Annotated in this window: 19 protein-coding genes; 6 read left to right on the forward strand and 13 right to left on the reverse strand. The window is 43.3% G+C overall.

The features are described from left to right. Window positions 1–380: 380 nt before the first annotated feature. From ACFSVM_RS10705 to ACFSVM_RS10715, 3 genes are all read right to left on the reverse strand, one after another. Window positions 381–1,583 carry a glycoside hydrolase family 5 protein gene (locus tag ACFSVM_RS10705; protein ID WP_379262016.1) on the reverse strand — a complete coding sequence of 401 codons (1,203 nt, stop codon included), beginning with the start codon at window positions 1,581–1,583 and terminating at the stop codon, window positions 381–383. Between the two features lie 181 nt (window positions 1,584–1,764). Further along, window positions 1,765–2,631 carry a M15 family metallopeptidase gene (locus ACFSVM_RS10710; RefSeq protein WP_379262018.1) on the reverse strand — a complete coding sequence of 289 codons (867 nt, stop codon included), beginning with the start codon at window positions 2,629–2,631 and terminating at the stop codon, window positions 1,765–1,767. A gap of 267 nt (window positions 2,632–2,898) precedes the next feature. Further along, window positions 2,899–4,050: a Gfo/Idh/MocA family protein gene (locus ACFSVM_RS10715; protein WP_379262020.1), complete on the reverse strand. Its 1,152-nt coding sequence runs from the start codon at window positions 4,048–4,050 to the stop codon at window positions 2,899–2,901. Between the two features lie 164 nt (window positions 4,051–4,214). Between ACFSVM_RS10715 and ACFSVM_RS10720 the strand changes: the two genes are divergently transcribed. Beyond that, a complete protein-coding gene (locus ACFSVM_RS10720) occupies window positions 4,215–5,099 on the forward strand; it encodes an AraC family transcriptional regulator (RefSeq protein WP_076313941.1) in 885 nt (294 codons plus the stop codon). A gap of 21 nt (window positions 5,100–5,120) precedes the next feature. On the opposite strand, the gene ACFSVM_RS10725 is transcribed toward ACFSVM_RS10720, so the two are convergent. Together ACFSVM_RS10725 and ACFSVM_RS10730 are read right to left on the reverse strand one after the other, a co-directional pair. Further along, on the reverse strand, window positions 5,121–5,939 hold the full coding sequence (locus tag ACFSVM_RS10725) for a pentapeptide repeat-containing protein (protein WP_076313940.1): 819 nt from the start codon (window positions 5,937–5,939) through the stop codon (window positions 5,121–5,123). After that, window positions 5,936–6,283, reverse strand: coding sequence for a winged helix-turn-helix transcriptional regulator (locus tag ACFSVM_RS10730; protein WP_379262023.1), 348 nt, complete (start codon window positions 6,281–6,283; stop codon window positions 5,936–5,938). Before ACFSVM_RS10730 ends, ACFSVM_RS10725 begins: the two co-directional genes overlap by 4 nt. Before the next feature lie 132 nt (window positions 6,284–6,415). On the opposite strand from ACFSVM_RS10730, the gene ACFSVM_RS10735 reads away from it, so the two are divergent. After that, window positions 6,416–7,054 (forward strand): NADPH-dependent F420 reductase, encoded by a 639-nt coding sequence (locus ACFSVM_RS10735; protein ID WP_379262025.1) that lies wholly within the window; start codon window positions 6,416–6,418, stop codon window positions 7,052–7,054. Window positions 7,055–7,147: 93 nt separating this feature from the next. On the opposite strand, the gene rarD is transcribed toward ACFSVM_RS10735, so the two are convergent. Then, window positions 7,148–8,026 (reverse strand): EamA family transporter RarD, encoded by an 879-nt coding sequence (gene rarD, locus ACFSVM_RS10740; RefSeq protein WP_379262027.1) that lies wholly within the window; start codon window positions 8,024–8,026, stop codon window positions 7,148–7,150. 222 nt (window positions 8,027–8,248) lie between these two features. Further along, window positions 8,249–8,962, reverse strand: a complete 714-nt coding sequence (locus tag ACFSVM_RS10745) for a glycosyltransferase (protein WP_076313936.1) — start codon at window positions 8,960–8,962, stop codon at window positions 8,249–8,251. 337 nt (window positions 8,963–9,299) lie between these two features. Here ACFSVM_RS10745 and ACFSVM_RS10750 point away from each other — a divergent pair, with 337 nt between their 5' ends. From ACFSVM_RS10750 to ACFSVM_RS10760, 3 genes are all read left to right on the forward strand, one after another. Continuing rightward, the gene (locus ACFSVM_RS10750) at window positions 9,300–10,901 is read left to right on the forward strand and encodes an extracellular solute-binding protein (RefSeq protein WP_076313935.1); all 1,602 of its coding nucleotides are present in this window, start codon (window positions 9,300–9,302) and stop codon (window positions 10,899–10,901) included. Window positions 10,902–10,985: 84 nt separating this feature from the next. Then, entirely contained in the window at window positions 10,986–11,876 is an 891-nt protein-coding gene (locus tag ACFSVM_RS10755; RefSeq protein WP_379262030.1) for an ABC transporter permease, read from the forward strand. 16 nt (window positions 11,877–11,892) lie between these two features. Further along, a complete protein-coding gene (locus ACFSVM_RS10760; protein WP_379262031.1) occupies window positions 11,893–12,783 on the forward strand; it encodes a carbohydrate ABC transporter permease in 891 nt (296 codons plus the stop codon). An 80-nt stretch (window positions 12,784–12,863) separates the two neighbouring features. Here ACFSVM_RS10760 and ACFSVM_RS10765 read toward each other — a convergent pair whose 3' ends face one another. The 3 genes from ACFSVM_RS10765 to ACFSVM_RS10775 form a co-directional block, all read right to left on the reverse strand. After that, window positions 12,864–14,645, reverse strand: a complete 1,782-nt coding sequence (locus ACFSVM_RS10765; RefSeq protein WP_143757753.1) for a cache domain-containing sensor histidine kinase — start codon at window positions 14,643–14,645, stop codon at window positions 12,864–12,866. A 109-nt stretch (window positions 14,646–14,754) separates the two neighbouring features. Next, a complete protein-coding gene (locus ACFSVM_RS10770) occupies window positions 14,755–14,880 on the reverse strand; it encodes a hypothetical protein (RefSeq protein WP_379262032.1) in 126 nt (41 codons plus the stop codon). A gap of 73 nt (window positions 14,881–14,953) precedes the next feature. Beyond that, entirely contained in the window at window positions 14,954–16,558 is a 1,605-nt protein-coding gene (locus ACFSVM_RS10775) for a response regulator (protein ID WP_379262034.1), read from the reverse strand. A gap of 149 nt (window positions 16,559–16,707) precedes the next feature. Here ACFSVM_RS10775 and ACFSVM_RS10780 point away from each other — a divergent pair, with 149 nt between their 5' ends. Further along, window positions 16,708–17,568: a helix-turn-helix domain-containing protein gene (locus ACFSVM_RS10780; RefSeq protein WP_379262036.1), complete on the forward strand. Its 861-nt coding sequence runs from the start codon at window positions 16,708–16,710 to the stop codon at window positions 17,566–17,568. Between the two features lie 114 nt (window positions 17,569–17,682). On the opposite strand, the gene ACFSVM_RS10785 is transcribed toward ACFSVM_RS10780, so the two are convergent. Genes ACFSVM_RS10785 through ACFSVM_RS10795 form a run of 3 tightly spaced genes read right to left on the reverse strand, consistent with a single transcriptional unit; the run spans window position 17,683 to window position 18,656 of the window. Further along, window positions 17,683–17,994 (reverse strand): DUF1048 domain-containing protein, encoded by a 312-nt coding sequence (locus tag ACFSVM_RS10785; RefSeq protein WP_379262038.1) that lies wholly within the window; start codon window positions 17,992–17,994, stop codon window positions 17,683–17,685. A gap of 9 nt (window positions 17,995–18,003) precedes the next feature. Continuing rightward, window positions 18,004–18,351, reverse strand: a complete 348-nt coding sequence (locus ACFSVM_RS10790) for a DUF1048 domain-containing protein (RefSeq protein WP_076313928.1) — start codon at window positions 18,349–18,351, stop codon at window positions 18,004–18,006. Then, a complete protein-coding gene (locus ACFSVM_RS10795; protein WP_076314111.1) occupies window positions 18,348–18,656 on the reverse strand; it encodes a PadR family transcriptional regulator in 309 nt (102 codons plus the stop codon). Before ACFSVM_RS10795 ends, ACFSVM_RS10790 begins: the two co-directional genes overlap by 4 nt. Between the last annotated feature and the right edge of the window lie 232 nt (window positions 18,657–18,888).

Consider the following 18,888-nt stretch of genomic DNA (forward strand, 5'->3'; position numbering starts at 1 on the left):
AATTGATAATCCTCTGTATTTAATGGACTATATTCTTATATTCCCTTACGCTTATGCTCGGAATGGGTCAAACCTTAACCTACTGGGAGATCGTTCATATAGGCATCAATGGATTCCTGGAATAGTCTCAGTGCTTCTTTCTGTGCAGGAACTTCTTCATCGACTTGATTTTCTGTATAGCATTGTAAAGTCACTTGCCCAGCTTACTTCGTTCTTGTATTTATCCTGGTCAAGAATGACCGGTTTTCCGTCTTCCTCCAATTGATAAGCACACCTATCATTTGCGACGATGTCTTTTGGATAACTTCATACAGCAACAAAAACGGCATGTCCCCTATTACGGGAACACGCCGTTTGTACAATGAAACGCAGGCACTCAATTATTGCATACCTTGCATGATGGCATTAATGATGCCTTGCTGGGTAACGGTATTATTCGAGCGGTTAAACAGAGCAAATCCATGCTGTCCGTTATGACCATTGTCCCAATAAACCGGAACCGATTTGTATTTCTTAGAGGTTGCTGCTACCGCTTTGGCAAAAGCTTGACGGTAAACGTTATTAGTAGAATCATACGCCGTTTTATCGATAGAGCCGAATTCACCAATGACAACCGGATAGCCTTGGGTTACAAACTTATCATGCATCGCTTTGATTTGCGATTCCAGATAGTCCTCTTGTCCCCAAGTGGATTTCTTAGAAGGATTCGTTGCCGTTGCACCCCACTGTGTAATATTGCCGGATTCTTCACCTGCAAAATCCCATGGAGAGTAATAGTGCGCCGAGATCATGATTCTCTTCTCCGAGCTTGGAATAGCGGACGATCTGAAATTATCCGTCGGAAGAACGAAGCCATAATTACCTACCGTGTAATCAATGTTGGTATTCCAGCCTGGAATCAAGAGCCATCTGGCATTGTTATTGCCTCCGGTCTTGCGGACCGTATCCACAAAGATTTGATTGTAGGCGTTTAGGTTCGCGTAGTATGCTGCATTCGGATTGCCGTAAGTTCCATCAAACACTTCGTTCATTGATTCAAAAATAAGACGTTCATTATAGCTGCTGAATCTAGTAGCAATCTGCTGCCAGACCTTTTGATATTTTTCCTTGATAGCAGCTTGATTACTTCCATTCACCAGCAGCCATCCGCCAGAAACGGAATTGTAACCATCGCCATGAATATTAATGATGACATACAAGCCTTCGTTATAAGCATAGTCAACCACGGTTTGAATGCGATTCAGCCATGCTTCGTTGATCGTGTAGTTCGGAGCGCTTCCAATATGATTAAGATACGACACAGGGATTCGAATCGTTTTGAAACCGGCAGCCTTCACCTTTTGAATCAGCTGCGGTGTAATGACCGGATTGCCCCAAGCGGTCTCATTCGGGGTGCCGTTTATGGATGCTTCAAGCTGATTGCCTAGATTCCAACCCGCACCCATCTCAGGCACGATTTGAGATGCTGACAATGACCTGAAATTAGCTGCGGATGCGCGGGTGCTCCACCCTGTAAGGACAACAGTCACAAGTAATACAAGAGCTAAGCTGAGAACGCCAAATCTCTTCATTTGCGCTAGCATAACGAATCCTCCGATTATCATATTTTTGTTTTAACAAACAATTCATATAACAAGCTCAAATACATTATTTAGATAACATTTATCCTCCTCCCACTAACAATTAAACAAACAAAATAGAGTTGTAACACTAACAGAATAACATAATTATGGAAACGCTTAAATATGTTGTTTTGTTAGTTTATTACAAAATGTTTGTCAGAAGCACCGTCACTATATAACCATCAATATTATCTCCGGATACGTCATACTTGCTCCCTGATGGTATAGAAACCTTCGGCTGCTTTGAAACGGGAACATAGGCTGGTACATAAATAATTTGGTATGTTTCACCACCAGCTTCCACCTGAATGGAACCCTGTTCCTTCAGATAAGCAAGATATTCCTCTAATACGAAATCTTTCTCCTTCATGATGAGGCTATGCGGTAGACCTACATAGCGGAAATGCCAAGGCTCATATTGAATGCCGGTTATATTTGTCTTGTCCTTTGGATAACGGAGAATAAAGCCGTAGTTCCAAGCATTCTTCTTTAGCCAATTACCCTCTGCGGACTGATCAATGGGTCCGGACGTGGATCCGATGTCGAGTGACAGCCCGAGATTATGCTCGCTATGCCCAGCCGGAAGCGCGTAATCCTCCCCCTTTTCCTCAAATAGCTGCTCTTGATCAGACATATCCCGATACCCACTACTAATACGAAAGTCGTGCACACCATCTTTAGCGGCAGCTTCAACCATCTCTCCGAACTTGCGGGCAACCTTTTCGGACAAGAGTATAGAAGATTCGAGTAATTCAAACCCTTTCGTTAACTCGTCCCTTACTCCTAAATCGATAATATCGTTCGGTACTGCCTCCTTATGAAGCTTACGTTCCTTGTTCACCAACACCAGTGATCCAGTATATACTTGCTTCCTCGTCAATTGCAGAGAAGGGGACGTTCCATCTATAGGTATCTTTGCATCAACCGTTATTTTAACATCCTGTTCCTCCCCAAAGCCGCAGCCCGATAGAACCAAAAACATTGATACCCAAATCCACCACTTTTTCATTCCAAGTAACTCCCTTGTATTTCAATGTGATTCTCTAAGGATAAGGGAGAATGTTTAACATGAAAGTGGGGAAATGTTTAATTTTTTCTTAAAATTTTACTATAAGTCATGAAAAAAACAGCTCATTACGATAATGGCATCATAAATGAGCTGTTTTTGGCCTTGCATTTATCAAATTTTGAACGGGATAGCACCTGTTTCCTTTTGGGTTAATAGACACTTCATCCCGTCTTATTCCTGATTCACCTCATCTATCATTGGAATTAACTATTCCAATGACGTACCTGTAGTAATCTCTTGATCAGCGAAATTATCGATATGACCGCTTTTCTCATAGAAATGAATGGCATGCTGTTTAACTCCTGCCTGCGTATAGAATGGATCACCCGCAACCAGCGGTAGACTAACAACCTCTCCAGTACTGGCAGCTGTATAGATAGCCATGATCATTTCCAAGGTCGTACGTCCGCTAACTCCGTCAATCAACGGAGGTTCGCCTGTCTCAATAGCACGCAGGACATTATCAATTTGAGCAACATGCCCCTCATACGGCAGATCAGGCAGACGCTCATAAGCTTGTTGCAGCTGTTCTTCGAGCTCGGCATTTTTCTCAGGAAAACCGTTCGACTTTGAAGAGGAAGCGTATATTTTCCAAGGGGCCGAAATTCGAGCATGCCTTCCTTGAAAAATAAACTGCTGTTCTTCACCATGATGCACAACCGAGCTGGTGATCTGTCCGAGTGCCCCATTCGGAAAACGAAGCATCGCAATCGATAGATCTTCCACCTCCGCATTGTCATGGGCAACATTGCTCATGAATGCTTGAACCTGAATCGGACGTCCCATCATCCAGAGCAAGGCGTCGATATGATGAACCGCATGGTTCAGCGTACATCCGCCTCCTTCCTTCTCCCAGGTACCACGCCACCAGAGATCATAGTAACAGTGTCCGCGCCACCAGAAGGAATCTACCTGAGCATGCAGGATTGGACCTGCTAGCCCGGTGTCCAGCATCTTTTTAAGCTTCATGATTGGATTGGTGAACCGGTTTTGAGCCACAACCGACAAGACTTTACCGCTCTTCTGAGCGGCTTCGATCATGAGATCACATTCCTCCAGCGATGAAGCCATCGGCTTTTCCACTAAAACATGAGTTCCTGCATTCAGAAAATCAATCGCTGTCCGTGCATGCTCATATGGAGGTAAACAGATGGAGACGAGATCAATTCCGTCATGAAGCAGTTCCTTGTAATCGCTAACAACTTTAGCGTCCAGTCCATACTCCTCTTTCTTGGCTTCAGCCTTGTCAGGATATATATCACATAAGGCTGCTATCTGACAGCGATCCTTAAACTGTAAAAAACCATCAATATGCGCTCTGGAAATTGCCCCAGCACCTATTATCGCAACCTTCTGCATTGCAGCTCCTCCCTATACCTAACGTTATTCTCAACATGATCATACCTCAACAAGAAGATTCGATGTGATGCTGTAATGTGGATAAAATAACGCTATATTGCGGTTTTGTAAGAGGTTCGATATATTGGTAGCATTGGAGATACTTGCTTGGAGGATGATGCAATATGCGATATGATCTTCATCAATTTAGTGAAAAAAACCTTCATTTTGCTTACAGACGCAAAAGTATTAATAATGAACATAGGGAAACATTTCACTCCCATCTGGGCATCGAGCTGCTATTCATCCACGATGGGCGCGGTACGATGATCGTAAATAACCGAAGCTACGATATTAAACCCGGCATGCTCTGTATATTTCAGCCTTATCAGCTTCATCATCTAACATTGGATTATTCAAATGATCAATGTTTTGAAAGATCCATGGCTATTTTTGAACCCAGTCTATATGAAACCTATTTCGAAAAATGGCCTGCGCTTCACGCTTTTTTTAAACATATTTGTCAAGGTAATCTGCCCTTTCCCTGCCTGTATGAAGTTGACGATCAGCATATCCTCATTCACCAATTCAAATCCTTCCAAGAGCGTATCCCTAATATAGACGAGTCCAACCGCTCAGAGGAGGTTTCACTCTTTCTTGTCAACTTGTTTCATTTTATTCATCCCCTGTGGATGAAACGGGAAGGTAATTCGGCATTTCTTCCTGTTAAGCGCAAAAACCACCAGGTGGAAAAAATATTAAGCTGGATCGAAAAGAACTATCATATTCCTTATCGTTTGGATGACTTAGCCGCTTCCTTACACCTCTCTTCTTACCACCTTGCTCACTTATTCAAAGAAGCAACTGGAGTCAGCATTTCTCAATATATTGCGGCTCGCAGAATACATCAGTCTGTTCAATTGTTAACAACGACAAACAAGCCGATCCTGGTCATTGCAGAGGAAATCGGCTTAATGAATGTGTCGTATTTTTGCAAATTATTTAAAGAATATATGGGTGTTACTCCGCTCCAGTATCGTAAAAGATGGATTAATCATCCGTTTAATTGACAGTAATGAATCCAACTCCGCCTAAGATTTAGTTAACCAATGAGCAGGGAATTTCAAATAACGAGGTAATTTAGTATGTTGATTCCCCTTTGCAGAATTGACTTGTGCTTGAGTAAGGAAGATACATCCCGTAAGATTTGCACCAGACAAATCTGCGTTTCTTAGATCTGCCCCTATAAAATCCACTTTTCTTAAGTCAGCATCTCTCAAATCAGAGGCAATTAATAATGCCCCTCGGAGATTTGCACCTCTGAAGTCAATACCTCTCAAATTTGCACCTAAATAATCCAGCCCTTTGCGTACTTTTCTTTTTTTATTATTTTGAATGAAATCTCTTCGAACGAATTCACTTGTTTTTACTAATAGATCATTCACGATTACCCTATGATTCGGTACATCTAAATCCAAAATATCTCTAGGGTTAAGTCTCGTTAGGGATAAAGTTCTCTCAAAAACGTTGCTCAGCTCATCATGTATGGTTTGAGTGTCTTCTAAATCCAAGGCTTGATTTAAGTAATAAAGCATTTCATGTAATTGTTGAACAATAGGAAACACCGCAAACATTTCATTCGATAACGCTGGAGTTAATCTCCAATCTTTGCCTTCATAAATTTCTTGCGAAACATGTTGTCCTGCTCCAAAGCATTCATAGGAGACACATCCATGAAAGCCCTTATCTCTCAGATGCTCATGGATGCTGCAACGATGATCTAAATGCAAGTTACGACAAGGGACTCCCGCTTCTTTATCAAAAGAAAAATCGGCTGATTTTGCATAGGGTAAGGCCACACAGCATATTCCAAAGCAATTCTCACAATCGGATTGTAATCTGGAACTCAAATAATATCTTCCCTCTCATCTCGTTTATTTTGGTTATGATGTTGACCCCAATCGCTCATCTGATCAAGGAATACAATCATGGATCTTCCTGAGGAGGTCAATGTATATTCTACTCTTGGCCTTGGCTCCGGATAAGATTTTCTTTCAATAATTCCGTCACGCTCGAGCTCACGCAGCTGTTCTGTTAGCATTTTCTTCGAAATGGATGGAAGATGTCTGTGCAATTCGCTGTAACGTACTGGTTTGTTATTAATAAATAGGTACCGATATATAGGGATTTTCCATCTCCCGCTTAGTATAGATATCACCGACTCTACGGGACATTCACTCGGCTGGACAGGCATTCTCTCACCTCATTTATCTTCGGGTTCAATTATATATTAAAGCATATGAAAACAGATTGGATACTAAAAAGTGCCTAATTGTACAAAAGAATTAAAGCTCATATAATCACTCGTAGAAGGGAGAGAATGTACATGAATATTGGTATTCTTGGGGCGGGGAACGTAAGTAAAATGTTAGGCAAAGGATTAATTAGTGCGGGTTATGATGTCTGCATCAGCAGTCGTGTTTCACATGATCCAAAGCATTTTGAATGGAAGATTGAAGTAGGTAAATCAGGGAATATTACATCATTTCATGAAGCCGCGCTGTTTGGTGAGATCATTATTGTGGCCCTTCCGTGGTCTTGCTTAAAGGATGTAATAGAAACAATTAATCCTGTCTATTTCAAAAATAAGACGGTCATTGATGTAAGCAATGCGGTATATTTTGATGACGGTCCACGCTTGCAGCTTGTCGATACATCAGCAGGAGAAATCATTCAACAGCTGTTACCGGAAAGTCATGTTGTTAAAACACTAAATACGGTCAGTGACAAAATCATGATTCATCCTCATTTCAAGGAAGGCTCTCCCATTATGTTTATATCTGGGAACAATCCATCATCCAAAGATCGGGTCAACGCTCTTCTTAAGGACCTGGGTTGGTCCACCATTGTTGACTTAGGTGATATTAGACAAAGCAGATTACAAGAATCCATGATGCTAGCGTGTGTGATTAGTGAAACTCAATTACAATCGCCAGGATCGGCGTTCGCCTTATTAAGAAATTAAGCTTATCCTGCATTAATCTTATATGAAGAAAAGAAAACGCCCACTCCCTGCTCATCGTATGGGAATGGGCGTATTGATGTTACCAGAATGCTGTCAGCTCGCCTTCGCGAGTTTTGCGCTTCGAACCGATGCTGCAGCGTATACAACGAGTGCAACCCAGATCAGTGCGAAACCAATGAAGAGAATCGGTGAGACCGATTCCTTGAATACAAATACGCTTAGTAACAGCATAATCGTCGGCCCGATGTATTGAACAAAACCGAGTGTAGACAGTGGCATCCGTGCAGCTGCACGTGCAAAAAAGAGCAGTGGCAGCGCCGTAACCACACCGGATAGCAGCAGCTCGATGAACGTGTGGGCAGGCAGTGTCCATGCTGTTGTCTTTCCTGTTGCGGCCAAGTAGACCCAGTAGCCAAGCGCGATAGGCAGGACTACAGCCGTCTCTGACAGCAAGCCTACCGAAGCATCTTGTGCGATTTTCTTCTTGGCGAGTCCGTATAATCCAAACGATACCGCAAGAGAAATCGCAATCCATGGAAACCGTCCATAATCGATGGCAATGATGAGCACTGCGGCACCAGCAATCGCAATCGCAAGCCATTGGCCTCGGTTTGGCTTCTCACGAAGGAAGACGACGGCTAGCAGCACATTCAGTAACGGATTCAAATAATATCCAAGACTTGTCTCAACGACATGCCCATTGTTAACCGCCCAGATAAAGATCAGCCAGTTCACAGCAATCAGTAATCCACTGGCAGTAAGTGACAGGAGAAGCGTTCTGCTGGCCGCAATCCGCTTCATATCAGCCCAGCGCCGCTGCAACGCGACAAGTATACCCATGAAGACGAATGACCAGACAACTCGATGTGACAAGACCTCTCCTGCCGGTACATTGTCAAACAGCTTCCAATACAGTGGGAGCACTCCCCACATAATGTACGCAATAATCGCGTTAACCAAACCACTATTCATAATCTATTTCCCTTTCTCCTCGCTCCGATGTCAGAACGAATTATACGCCTCGATCCTCGCTTAAGTAAAGGAAATTATCTTATCAATGAGAGAAGGGAACCTGCCTTTCAACTGCAACTGCAATTCGATTTCTATAATCCCTGCAGCAATAACGTTATCTGGTATTCATTGATAACAAAGAAGCAGACTGCTGTGGCAATCTGCTCCTTGAAGTAAATACGATTAGAACTCTTTATCTGCAATCGGACGAAACTGGTCTGTGACCGTAATCAATTTGCTGCCTCTTAGATAAAACTCGTCATCGGCTCTCCATGTATGGCTCTTCTTGTTCTGCCTGCGATGATACACATAGTTATAAGGTGAGGTAGCATATGTTTTAAATCCTCTCTTCCTGCACTGTCTCAGAAACGTAACATCCTCCCCTACTGACCGATCGGTGAATCGAACCTTTCTGAGAACTTCCTTCTTGAACAGTATCGTTCCGCCTTGTACAAATTCAACAAATTTGCTTGCCTCATCAGGGGATCTGATCAGGAGCTTCTTTGAAGCGCCTAGATATACAAGACAAGAATGTTTTCCTACGATATCACTGTTGGTCCTCTTCAGTGCTCCTACTTGTTCTTTCAAATAATAGGCGGAATAATAGTCGTCGTCATCAACCTTCGCAATTAACGGAAAGCGGGCACGCTCAATTCCTGCATTTAAGCATTGTCCTAATGATATCCTTTCGGGAACTTGGAATATACTTACATTGGCGTACTCTCGAATACGTTTGCGATAGGATTCTAGATTCATGCTGTCATGATTCAGGATGATAATTAGCTCTTTGTTCTTGTATTGCTGCCTATTAAAATTTGTCAGGATATTGTTAAAAAATTGCGGTCTATTCGTACATACAACAATAGAAACGCCATATTTACTTCCTTTTCTCTTCAAAGCTTAACCTCTCTTCTATCCATGATTTTTTATCATATGGTAGAAGGGTTGAGCCCGTGTAGGCAAGCAGAAATGAATTATAGAATAACAACCGTATAGGAAATATGACTTCTACCTCTCCATGAATCAAAGTGAGTTAAGTTCACTCAGTAAAAAAAAGAATGTACAAAGTAAAATTTGTGCACGCTTGACGCTTTGTCTTTAGGCCTATTCATGATAAAGGTAAAAAAGTTGCGGCTTCTCGTCAATAACTTTGATATCTCTTTATTTCTTCCTCCTTTACAATATTTTTGAGCAAGTCTTTCATGAATTTATTGTGAATAGGGGGAAACAAAGTATGGCTAAGAAGACTGCAGCTTTAATCCTATCTCTATGTATTTCAACCGCTTTGTTGGCAGCCTGTAGCAATAACAGCAGCTCGGAAAAGGATTCGATCAATACGGATTCAGGAACTAAGGATTCGGGGAATGTAACCATTCACACCGTGACGTCCGAATACACTTCCGCAAAATACCCCGCAGGAGACGATATTACAGACAACGTGTGGATCAGACGGTACAAAGAAAAGTTTAATATCGACGTCAAAACAGACTGGGTTAGTGATGAGTATGATACGAAGCTTAATCTAGCTATTTCATCGAATAACCTCCCCGATGTGTTCAGGGTCAATCCTTCCCAGCTGCAGCAGCTGATCGAAGCAGATATGGTGATGGACCTCACGGAGGTCTTTGATCAAAATGCATCAGAGCGCCTTAAAGGCTACATGGAAGCCGATGCAGACAGCTACGAATCTGGCAAGAAGGACGGTAAATTGTATGGGATTCCGCAGATGCACTGGGGATTGATCGATCAACCGGACTTTATCTGGATTCGAAACGATTGGAAGGAAGAGCTTCAGCTTAGTGATCCGAAATCTGTTGATGATATCAAGAATATGGCCCTGAAATTCATGGAAAAGTATGGCGGTTACGGCATAGCCGTAGACCAGACGCTGGATTATCTGAATCTGCTTGCCATTGCCTGGAATGCTCATCCGGATATGTGGATTGAGGATAGCAGTGGACAACTCGTTTACGGCTCCATTCAACCCGAGATGAAGGCTGCGCTGGCCGAGTGGGCGGAATGGTATAAGCAAGGTATCATCGATCCGGAATTTGCGATCAAGGATTTCAACGCAATGAACGCGGATATTGTAGCAGGCAAAGTTGGTATCCAGCCTTATTACCAGTGGTGGGGCTATAACCCTGGTGTCGATACCGTATCGAATCTGGGTAAGGATGCCATTTTCTACCCGTATCTCATCCCTACAGTGGACGGAAAGGAAGCAAAGCAATCGATCTTCTTCGCGAACGGCAACTATATTGTTATGAAAAAAGGATTCGAACACCCTGAGAAAGTCATCGAGATACTAAATGACTATGCCTACATTGTGGACGAAGGTGTGGGTAAGGAATCCGAGGAAGAATTGTCAGCCCTGCTGGACAATGATATTGCCCACGTTGTCGGCGCGTTCCGGGTGCTTAATCCGAATTCGGATTACGAGCAGTACGAGGCCGTATCGGCAGCACTTGAATCCAAGGATACCAGCGGTCTGACGACTTCAGGGATGTGGCAAAAGTATAACAACAGCGTAGAATTTATGGAAAATGCAACACCGGGAGCCGTCGGCGATTATCTGCAGCAAGGCGCTCCAAAAACGGCTTACGGCCTGTCTAAGCATATCCTGGACAGCGGGAACTACACAAAGACGGCAATGTGGGGAGCCATGCCAGAACAACTGGCGAGCTACGGTACAACACTTGACGATATCCTGACAGAGGGCTTTACGAAGATCATTATGGGCAGCGATATTGACTACTTCGATACAGTTGTTCAGAACTGGCGGGCAGCTGGTGGAGATGAAGCCACCAAGGCAGTTAACGATAAATACGGGAAATAACCGCTTTATGCCAGGAGAGGATGCGTACGTTCTCCTCTCCTTTATTTTATACATCCTTATTACCTCAAGAACGGAGGATCAGGAATGTTCAGAAAATTAAGACAGCAGAGCACCTATCATCTGATGTTGTTACCAAGCATTATCTTAGTGTTCATCTTTAGTTATATCCCTTTTTACGGACTCATCATTGCATTTCAAAAGTACAATCCTGGCCTGGGCTTTAACTCTCCTTGGGTCGGGTGGGACAATTTTGCTCACGTGTTTAGTCAGCCTAACTTTGTGAGGACGATCTGGAATACGCTGTATATGTCCGCCTTTAAAATTATCGGCGGCATCGTTGTACCCGTCATTTTCGCCCTGCTCCTGAACGAAGTTGCTCACAATGCCATTAAACGTACTTTTCAGACACTTGTGTATATTCCAAATTTCTTGTCCTGGGTAATCATGGCAGGTATTATGCTTGACATACTTAGCTCTGATGGCATCGTTAACACTTTTCTGGGTGTACTCGGGATGGAGCCGATCTCCTTCCTTGGCAAACCATCCCTCTTTCCATGGACAATGATTTTAAGCGATATTTGGAAAGGATTTGGCTTTGGCACCGTTGTTTACTTAGCAGCCCTTACCAGTATCGATCCGGGAATTTACGAGGCAGCCGTCATTGACGGGGCCAAAAGGTGGAAGCAAACGATCTACATTACTCTCCCTCTCCTTATGCCGACGATTGTTTTGATGACTGTACTCTCGCTAGGAAATGTGCTCAACGCTGGCTTCGACCAAATTTATAACCTGTACTCCCCTGTCGTCTATCAGACCGGCGATATTATCGACACTTATGTTTACCGTCTTGGAATTCAGCAGGCACAATATTCCATCGGTACAGCCATCGGATTATTCAAGTCCGTCATCTCCAGCGTGCTGGTTGCCTTGTCGTATTTCCTTGCCTACAAGGTAGCGGGCTATCGTATCTTCTAAGGGAGGCACTGCCATTATGATTGAAGACAAAAGCATGGGAAGACGCTTATTTCATATCTTTAACTATACGATTTTGATTGTAATCTCTCTACTCTGTATCCTCCCCTTTATCAATCTGCTGGCCGTTTCATTCAGCAGCAGTGCGGCTGTGTCCGCCGGCAGTGTTTCGTTCTGGCCTATCGATTTTACGACCAAGGCTTATGAATTTGCATTGACAGGGGGGGAGTTCTATAGTTCCCTCTGGGTAGCCATAAAACGGGTCGTGCTCGGAACAACAGTAAATCTCGTGTTAATGATGCTCACTGCTTACCCGCTCGCCAAATCGAAACATAAGCTGATGGGCCGCAATGTGTATATGACTTTTTTCATCGTGACCATGCTTTTTAATGGAGGGTTAATTCCAACCTACCTCGTCGTGGTTAAAATGGGACTGATCGACTCCATCTGGTCGCTGATTCTACCTGGTGCCCTTCCTGTATTCAGCATGCTTATCCTCATGAATTTCATTAGGGGGCTGCCGGAGGAAATCGAAGAATCGGCAATCATTGACGGAGCAGGTCCTCTCCAGGTGCTTGTCCGTATTCTGCTCCCTCTCTTGAAGCCTGCTCTCGCAACAGTCGGCTTATTTAGTATCGTTGGACATTGGAATTCGTGGTTCGATGGGATCATCTATATGAACAATCCTGCCAATTATCCGCTGCAAAGCTATCTTCAGACCCTTTTGCTCAGCTTTGAGCAAATCATGCTGAAATCGGGAACCGATTATACGCAGCTGCTGTCTATGATGAACGCCAGGACCGGGCGAGCAGCACAAATGTTTCTAGGCGCCATTCCGATTCTGATCATATATCCGTTCCTGCAGAAGTATTTTACCAAGGGCTTAGTACTCGGCAGCGTCAAAGGGTAAATAAAAGGCTTGCAGTATTTGGCTGCAAGCCTTTTATTATTTATGGTGAGCCTCTTTCAAACCAATGGATTAGGTAGCGACTATTGACTAACTGCACGTTTTACCGCCTCTGGTTGATTCGAAATAGCAGGCAGCAGAATGGTAAATACCGTACCTTCTCCCAGTATGCTTGCAGCCTGCAAACCATATGACGGACCGAAATGAAGCTGTATCCTCCGCTGCACATTTTGTACCCCGATCCCCTTGACTCCATCATCTGCACCCGCACTGCTCATCTCCAATAAGTCTTGGATCGTTTCCTGGTCCATACCGGCTCCATTGTCGTAAACTTTGATAGCAATGTCATCTCCTTGGAATTGAATTTGGATCGTAATGATTCCCCCTTCTTCAAGTTCGGCAAAACCATGAAAAATCGCATTTTCAATGATCGGCTGCAGAATCATTTTTGGCATATAATAATCGAGCATATTATCCTCAATCTCATATTTCATCTGGATAGAATCGTAGTACCTGACATTCTGAATGGTAATGTAATTTGATATATGATCTAACTCCTCGCGAATTGATACCAAGGTTCCATCGGACCTTGTTGCATAGCGGAGCATGGAGATCAGTGCCTCTGTCATTTCCACAATCTTATCAGCTCTTTGCATGGACGCAATCCATTTAACCGATCCGAGTGTATTATACAGAAAATGGGGATTGATCTGGGCATGCAGTGCACGCATCTCCGCTGCTGCTTTGTCGATTTCTTCCTGCTGCACTCTCTCAACCAGCCTTTTTAATTCATACGACATCTTATTGAATCGAATAGACAAGTAACCTATTTCATCCCGAGAGCGAATATGCTCTACCTGTTCGAAATGCCCTTTTTCAACCAAACCGATATTCCGTATGAGCTTCTTAATAGGACGTGTAATGACATGGGATAAGAAGATGGAAATAATGGCCGCAAAAACCGACATGACCATTGCCAGTGTCACAAGATTGCTTCCTAATATCGCGCCATCCGCAGTCAGCTCTTCCATAGGCATATACAAATAGGTTGTCCATTTCTGCTGACTTAGCGGATTAATCGCAACGACGTTTAAGGATTCGTCAGGTCTTACGTTGTCCCGAAATAACGTGCCGATGAGCTGGTCGTTAACGTTATATACGATTTTCTCATCCTCATCGACGATCATAAACCTCGATCGAAGCCCTTCCTGCAAGTTACGATTCACGATCTCAACAAACTTAATATCGATGCTGACAACAATCACCCCTAGCAGCTTCCCCGTGGCCACATCATAAATTTTTCGAGCATGTGATACTGCCAATATTTTATTTTTCAGTTGATTGTCGATCCTTGTCGTCAGCGTGATGATGCGATCATTCGAATGCATGAATTTTTTGAACCACAATTCGCTTTCCACATTGTAGCTTGTGTCGATGGGTTGGTTGGGGCTGACAAACAGATCATCTCCTCCGTTCAGATTGTAGAGATAAATGGAAAATACGCGGTCCTTCATCATGATGTAGTTCATCAAAATATTGTAGGCCGCATTCTTGTTCTGTTTGCCGCCATCTCTTAGGTAATCTTGGATTGGAAAGCTTCCTTCATGAGTTGCAGATACACTGCTGCTGAGTCCGTTGCTGGCCAGTAACGAAATTTTCTCAATCTCTTTAAGGAACTCGTCAATGCGAATATTCGTCTGTTTGGCTAGATCGTTCATCAGCTTCGTGTAGTTCTGGACCAATAACCGCTCGGAGGAATAATACGAATTGATGGTCATCACAAGTACCGGAAGTATAATTACGGTCAAACAAATAACCATGATCTTGTTCTTGATTCGAAAAAGTGAAGCACGCTTCCACATCATGCACCTCTATTCAGTGATTACAGTGAGCTATACAATGATTCATCCTATTTATAAATATAGGGCTGTAAGCCATCTACAGCATGGTTCACAGCCCTATTCCTCCTGTTCATTAGTCTGAGTTATTCTTTCCACGAACCGTAATCTCCGCTTTTGCTGTGTGGCCTGCCGTTTCAAGTGTCCAGCCCGGCTCTCCAAAATAAGGTGTACCGTCAGGCAGCCACAAGAGCTGCTGCACGCGGGCGTGTCGATTAGGATCATATAACGGTTCGCCTGTAATCTCGCAACCGCTTTCAAAAATTACGAATATACTAACCTCTGTATTCTTCAGGACTTACACCGACGATTTTCTTGAAAATTTTGCTGAAATACGTGTAATTGTGATATCCGACCTTATCCGCAACCTCGTATACGCGCAATCTTCGATTCTCTAAATATGACTTCGCCTTCTCGATGCGGATACGAGTTAAATACGAGACAAAATTCTCATTCTTCTCTTGTTTGAATACTCGGCTCAAGTAGGATGGATTCACATTAATCTGGCTGGCTACGCTCTGGAGTGTGATATCTTCCGCGTAGTACTGGTGAATGATATCGACGGCGATGTCTGCATAGGTAAGCTGCTGCATAGTACGGCTTTTGGTCTGTAAACATTCCAGCACATAATCCTGTACAATCCGGTGCAGTTCATACCATGTCTCGGCAGCTGAGACCGACTCGTAAGGAGACTTTCTTTCGGATAACAGAAGCGCCCTGGAGGCTTGGGAAAATTGGGTATTGAAGATCTCCAAGAGCAGAACGTAGGCCTTGCGGATAGCTTGCTCGTCAGCCCACGCTTCCTCTAGTTCTATACGAAATTCATCCAAGAAGTTACTCATCCACTCCGCATTATGACGATCAAGAAGGAGTCGCAGCTTATTCTCACGATCTCTGCTCAATGTATATTGAACGCCTGCACAATCGGTTGTGAATGTCATATCTTCGAAGAAATGAATGCTGCTGCCGCCTGTAAAGAAACGATGCCGCCATGCAGCATCTGCCTCTCGATAAGCCCTCTTCAGAGATAACAGATCCGGAACAATCGTGCTCACTCCGACAGAAAAGGTTAGATTCATGAAGTCCTTCATGGTACTGAGAATCTTACCGCACAACTTCTCGATCTCCTTCCGCCAAGCCCCTTCCTCCACTTGGGTTGCATTTCTGATGACCAGGTACTCGGAAGAGCTCTCCACAACAATTTCGCAGTTCTCTCTAGTCGGAGTCACCTCTTTAATGACATTCAAGATCGAGAAACGAAGCAGTTTCTCATCCTTCTCCTTGTATTTCTTCTTCACTTCTTCGAATTGATCCATCTTGAATTTGATGAGCACCAGCTGATGTGGATTCAAGCGTACCTGAAGCTGCTCGGCCTTGAAGGCAGCCTCTTCCCCAACTGGAAGACCGCTTATTAAATCCTTAAAGAAGTTTTCCTTCAGATGCGTCAAGCTCTGCGTAAAATGAAACGGCGCAGCAAACAAGCTGTCCTGGCTGCCCATCTCGGACAACATTTTTCCACGAATTCTAGTCAGCAGGTCTGTAAGTGATGCCGGCGAGATTTCGCTCTTGATTAAATAGTCCAAGGCTCCCAGCCTAAGCGCTTCCTTAACATAGGCGATCTCATCAAAATTACTAAGAATGACATATCGGCAGGACGGTAGTGCCTTCGATATTTCCCGTATCAGCTCCAGGCCATCCATAAGTGGCATTTTGATATCCGTAATGATTAAATCAGGGGTACTTCTAAGCGCAATTTCTAGAGCTTCCTTGCCGTTCCCGGCTTCTCCCACAATGCGGAATCCATGCTCTTCCCACATTAACGAGGAACGGATTCCGATTCGCATCAGCATCTCATCATCCACAATCATCAATTTATACATCGATACCCCTCAATTTTTCCTAAATTGTTCTATTAATTCGATAGGTGACACCGATTTCCTGCCCTAATTAGCTTCTTCATCGTATACTTGAATTATGGAAACAATTATCGCATGATATAAACAATAATCTAAGGTGAATGGTGACACTCATGAAGAAGGTTCGATTAAGATGGTTTACGGATGATAAAGAATTTCCATTTTTCATTCAATACGGTGGTCATACCGAAGATTTTCCTCTGCACTATCATACAGATTTCTCAGAACTTGTTATCGTACTGAATGGTCATGCAACCCATATTGTTAATGACGAAATTTCGTTTATTAAGAAGGGACATGCTTTTGTAATCAATGGCGAAACGGCCCACGCTTATCTAGATCCTTGTGATTTTAGAATATGCAATATTATGTATCAGCCCGAGATGTTACAGCATATTGGAGCTGATCTCATCTCTTTCAATGGATATCATGAATTGTTCGTGTTGGAACCACTTTATCGTAATAAGACCAAGAATCATTTATATATGTCTCTAACCGATCTGGAGTATATAGAAGCCTTCATTGACGGCATGATAAATGAGTATCAAATAAGACAGCCGGGTTATAAGACCATGCTAACTTCAAAATTCACTGAACTTGTTACTTATCTATCAAGACAACGTGAATCAACTCGAAAATCCACACAAGAGCATATAAGGCATCTGGCGACAGCATTATCCTATATTGAGGATCATTATCTGGATCAGATTTCTTTAGAAGATATAGCGCTCTATTCTAATATTTCTCCAAGACATCTCAACAGAATTTTTAAATCTCACTATCAGACTTCACCCATCGCATACCTTCAACGTTTGCGATTAGAACGAGCCTGCAATCTTCTAAGGCTAACCCAGCTGCCTATAACTCAAGTATCATATCAATCCGGGTTCAACGACAGTAATTATTTCACAAGAAGATTTCGCAGCACTTATGGAATATCTCCCAAACAATTCAGACAAAGGGAATTAACGTGAGACCTCAATCCCCTTTAGATTTAGCCGGAGAAACCAAATGTTTTCCGGTTAAATCTAAGGGGCGACATTCCAGTCCAATCCACTAAGCAAGGTATTAGATCTTTATCGTTTAATTCAATCTGTAATGTTAGACTCCTGATAAATATCAGCATAGGTTTTTGAATCCTTGATCAGATCATCACAGAAAGCCGCTACGTCACGGCCCGTTACTTCGAGCACACCTTTTCCCGCGGCCGCACCCTCTTCAAAAAGATCGACAATCCCCGAGAGCAAACCTGTTTCTTCGGTCAATTCTACAGGACCCACCTTAAAGAGATACTTTTGAATTTCTTTGTAGACGATCTGATAATCCTGCGGGAGCGCTTTGACACGTGCAACGTGGGCTCGCCATTCCTTTTTGCCTTCGATGATATCTTGTATTCGCATTTTACCCTCCTATTTACCTAATTTTTTGGCAATATTATTATTGAGCTGATCGCGCCACTTATCTCGATAAGACTTTGCCCCTTCTTCGCCGGCCAGTGCTGAACAAAAGCCTTTTATATCTCCACCAAGCACCTCTTGGACACTCTGACCCTCTGCCGCTGTTTCTTCGAACAGGCCAAGCACACCATCAAGAATGGGCATAAGGTTACGGCCCGTGAAATCGGAGTGTGGCCAGAGATGGGTATCAATCTCTTCCCATGCGGCTTGATAGTCAGACGGCAGCTTCTTTACTCGTGAATCAAAAGCTTTCATTTCTTTCGTCATATCGCTGCCTGTAATTTGCTCCCAAAAATTCATTCTATCTTCTCCTTTAGCTCATTCATTTTTGAGGATACAAACTCCCATTTAACCCAGAACTTCTGTAATTCCTTACGCCCCGCATCGTTGATTGCGTAAAATTTTCGCGGGGGTCCGATGTCAGAAGGCTTCTTCGTAATCTCCACTAATTTGTTCTTTTCAAGTCGGATCAGGATGGTGTATACCGTTCCCTCCACAACATCGGTGAAGCCGAGCGCGTTCAGCTTCCGTGTGATTTCGTATCCATAGGTTTCTTTGCGGCTTATAATTTCAAGGACACAGCCCTCAAGCACGCCTTTGAGCATTTCAGTTAGGTTTTCCAAGCACAATCACCTTCACTATTCTGTATGACTTGTATGAAGTAATACTTACTACTACTATAAAGTAACACGTAGTAGCCAGTTTGTCAAACAGGATGGCAATCATACAGCGGATAACCACAAACCGCATAAACAAATCCTTGCAGTATTTTAAGAAAGCGCATTTAATGATCACATATAAAATGGGATTACCGGCTGAAGCTCACTCGCAACCGGT

Source organism: Paenibacillus shunpengii, assembly GCF_042684905.1.
Taxonomy (GTDB): domain Bacteria; phylum Bacillota; class Bacilli; order Paenibacillales; family Paenibacillaceae; genus Paenibacillus; species Paenibacillus shunpengii.

Coding starts and splice junctions, on each gene's coding strand:
- ACFSVM_RS10765 (WP_143757753.1), bottom strand. CDS start 14,645: ATGATGTGGAAGCGTGCTTCACTTTTTCGAATCAAGAACAAGATCATG.
- ACFSVM_RS10780 (WP_379262036.1), top strand. CDS start 16,708: ATGAAGAAGGTTCGATTAAGATGGTTTACGGATGATAAAGAATTTCCA.
- ACFSVM_RS10750 (WP_076313935.1), top strand. CDS start 9,300: ATGGCTAAGAAGACTGCAGCTTTAATCCTATCTCTATGTATTTCAACC.
- ACFSVM_RS10720 (WP_076313941.1), top strand. CDS start 4,215: ATGCGATATGATCTTCATCAATTTAGTGAAAAAAACCTTCATTTTGCT.
- ACFSVM_RS10775 (WP_379262034.1), bottom strand. CDS start 16,558: ATGTATAAATTGATGATTGTGGATGATGAGATGCTGATGCGAATCGGA.
- ACFSVM_RS10705 (WP_379262016.1), bottom strand. CDS start 1,583: ATGCTAGCGCAAATGAAGAGATTTGGCGTTCTCAGCTTAGCTCTTGTA.
- ACFSVM_RS10795 (WP_076314111.1), bottom strand. CDS start 18,656: ATGCTCAAAGGCGTGCTTGAGGGCTGTGTCCTTGAAATTATAAGCCGC.
- ACFSVM_RS10790 (WP_076313928.1), bottom strand. CDS start 18,351: ATGAATTTTTGGGAGCAAATTACAGGCAGCGATATGACGAAAGAAATG.
- ACFSVM_RS10730 (WP_379262023.1), bottom strand. CDS start 6,283: ATGCCTGTCCAGCCGAGTGAATGTCCCGTAGAGTCGGTGATATCTATA.
- ACFSVM_RS10710 (WP_379262018.1), bottom strand. CDS start 2,631: ATGAAAAAGTGGTGGATTTGGGTATCAATGTTTTTGGTTCTATCGGGC.
- ACFSVM_RS10760 (WP_379262031.1), top strand. CDS start 11,893: ATGATTGAAGACAAAAGCATGGGAAGACGCTTATTTCATATCTTTAAC.
- ACFSVM_RS10735 (WP_379262025.1), top strand. CDS start 6,416: ATGAATATTGGTATTCTTGGGGCGGGGAACGTAAGTAAAATGTTAGGC.
- rarD (WP_379262027.1), bottom strand. CDS start 8,026: ATGAATAGTGGTTTGGTTAACGCGATTATTGCGTACATTATGTGGGGA.
- ACFSVM_RS10715 (WP_379262020.1), bottom strand. CDS start 4,050: ATGCAGAAGGTTGCGATAATAGGTGCTGGGGCAATTTCCAGAGCGCAT.
- ACFSVM_RS10785 (WP_379262038.1), bottom strand. CDS start 17,994: ATGCGAATACAAGATATCATCGAAGGCAAAAAGGAATGGCGAGCCCAC.
- ACFSVM_RS10755 (WP_379262030.1), top strand. CDS start 10,986: ATGTTCAGAAAATTAAGACAGCAGAGCACCTATCATCTGATGTTGTTA.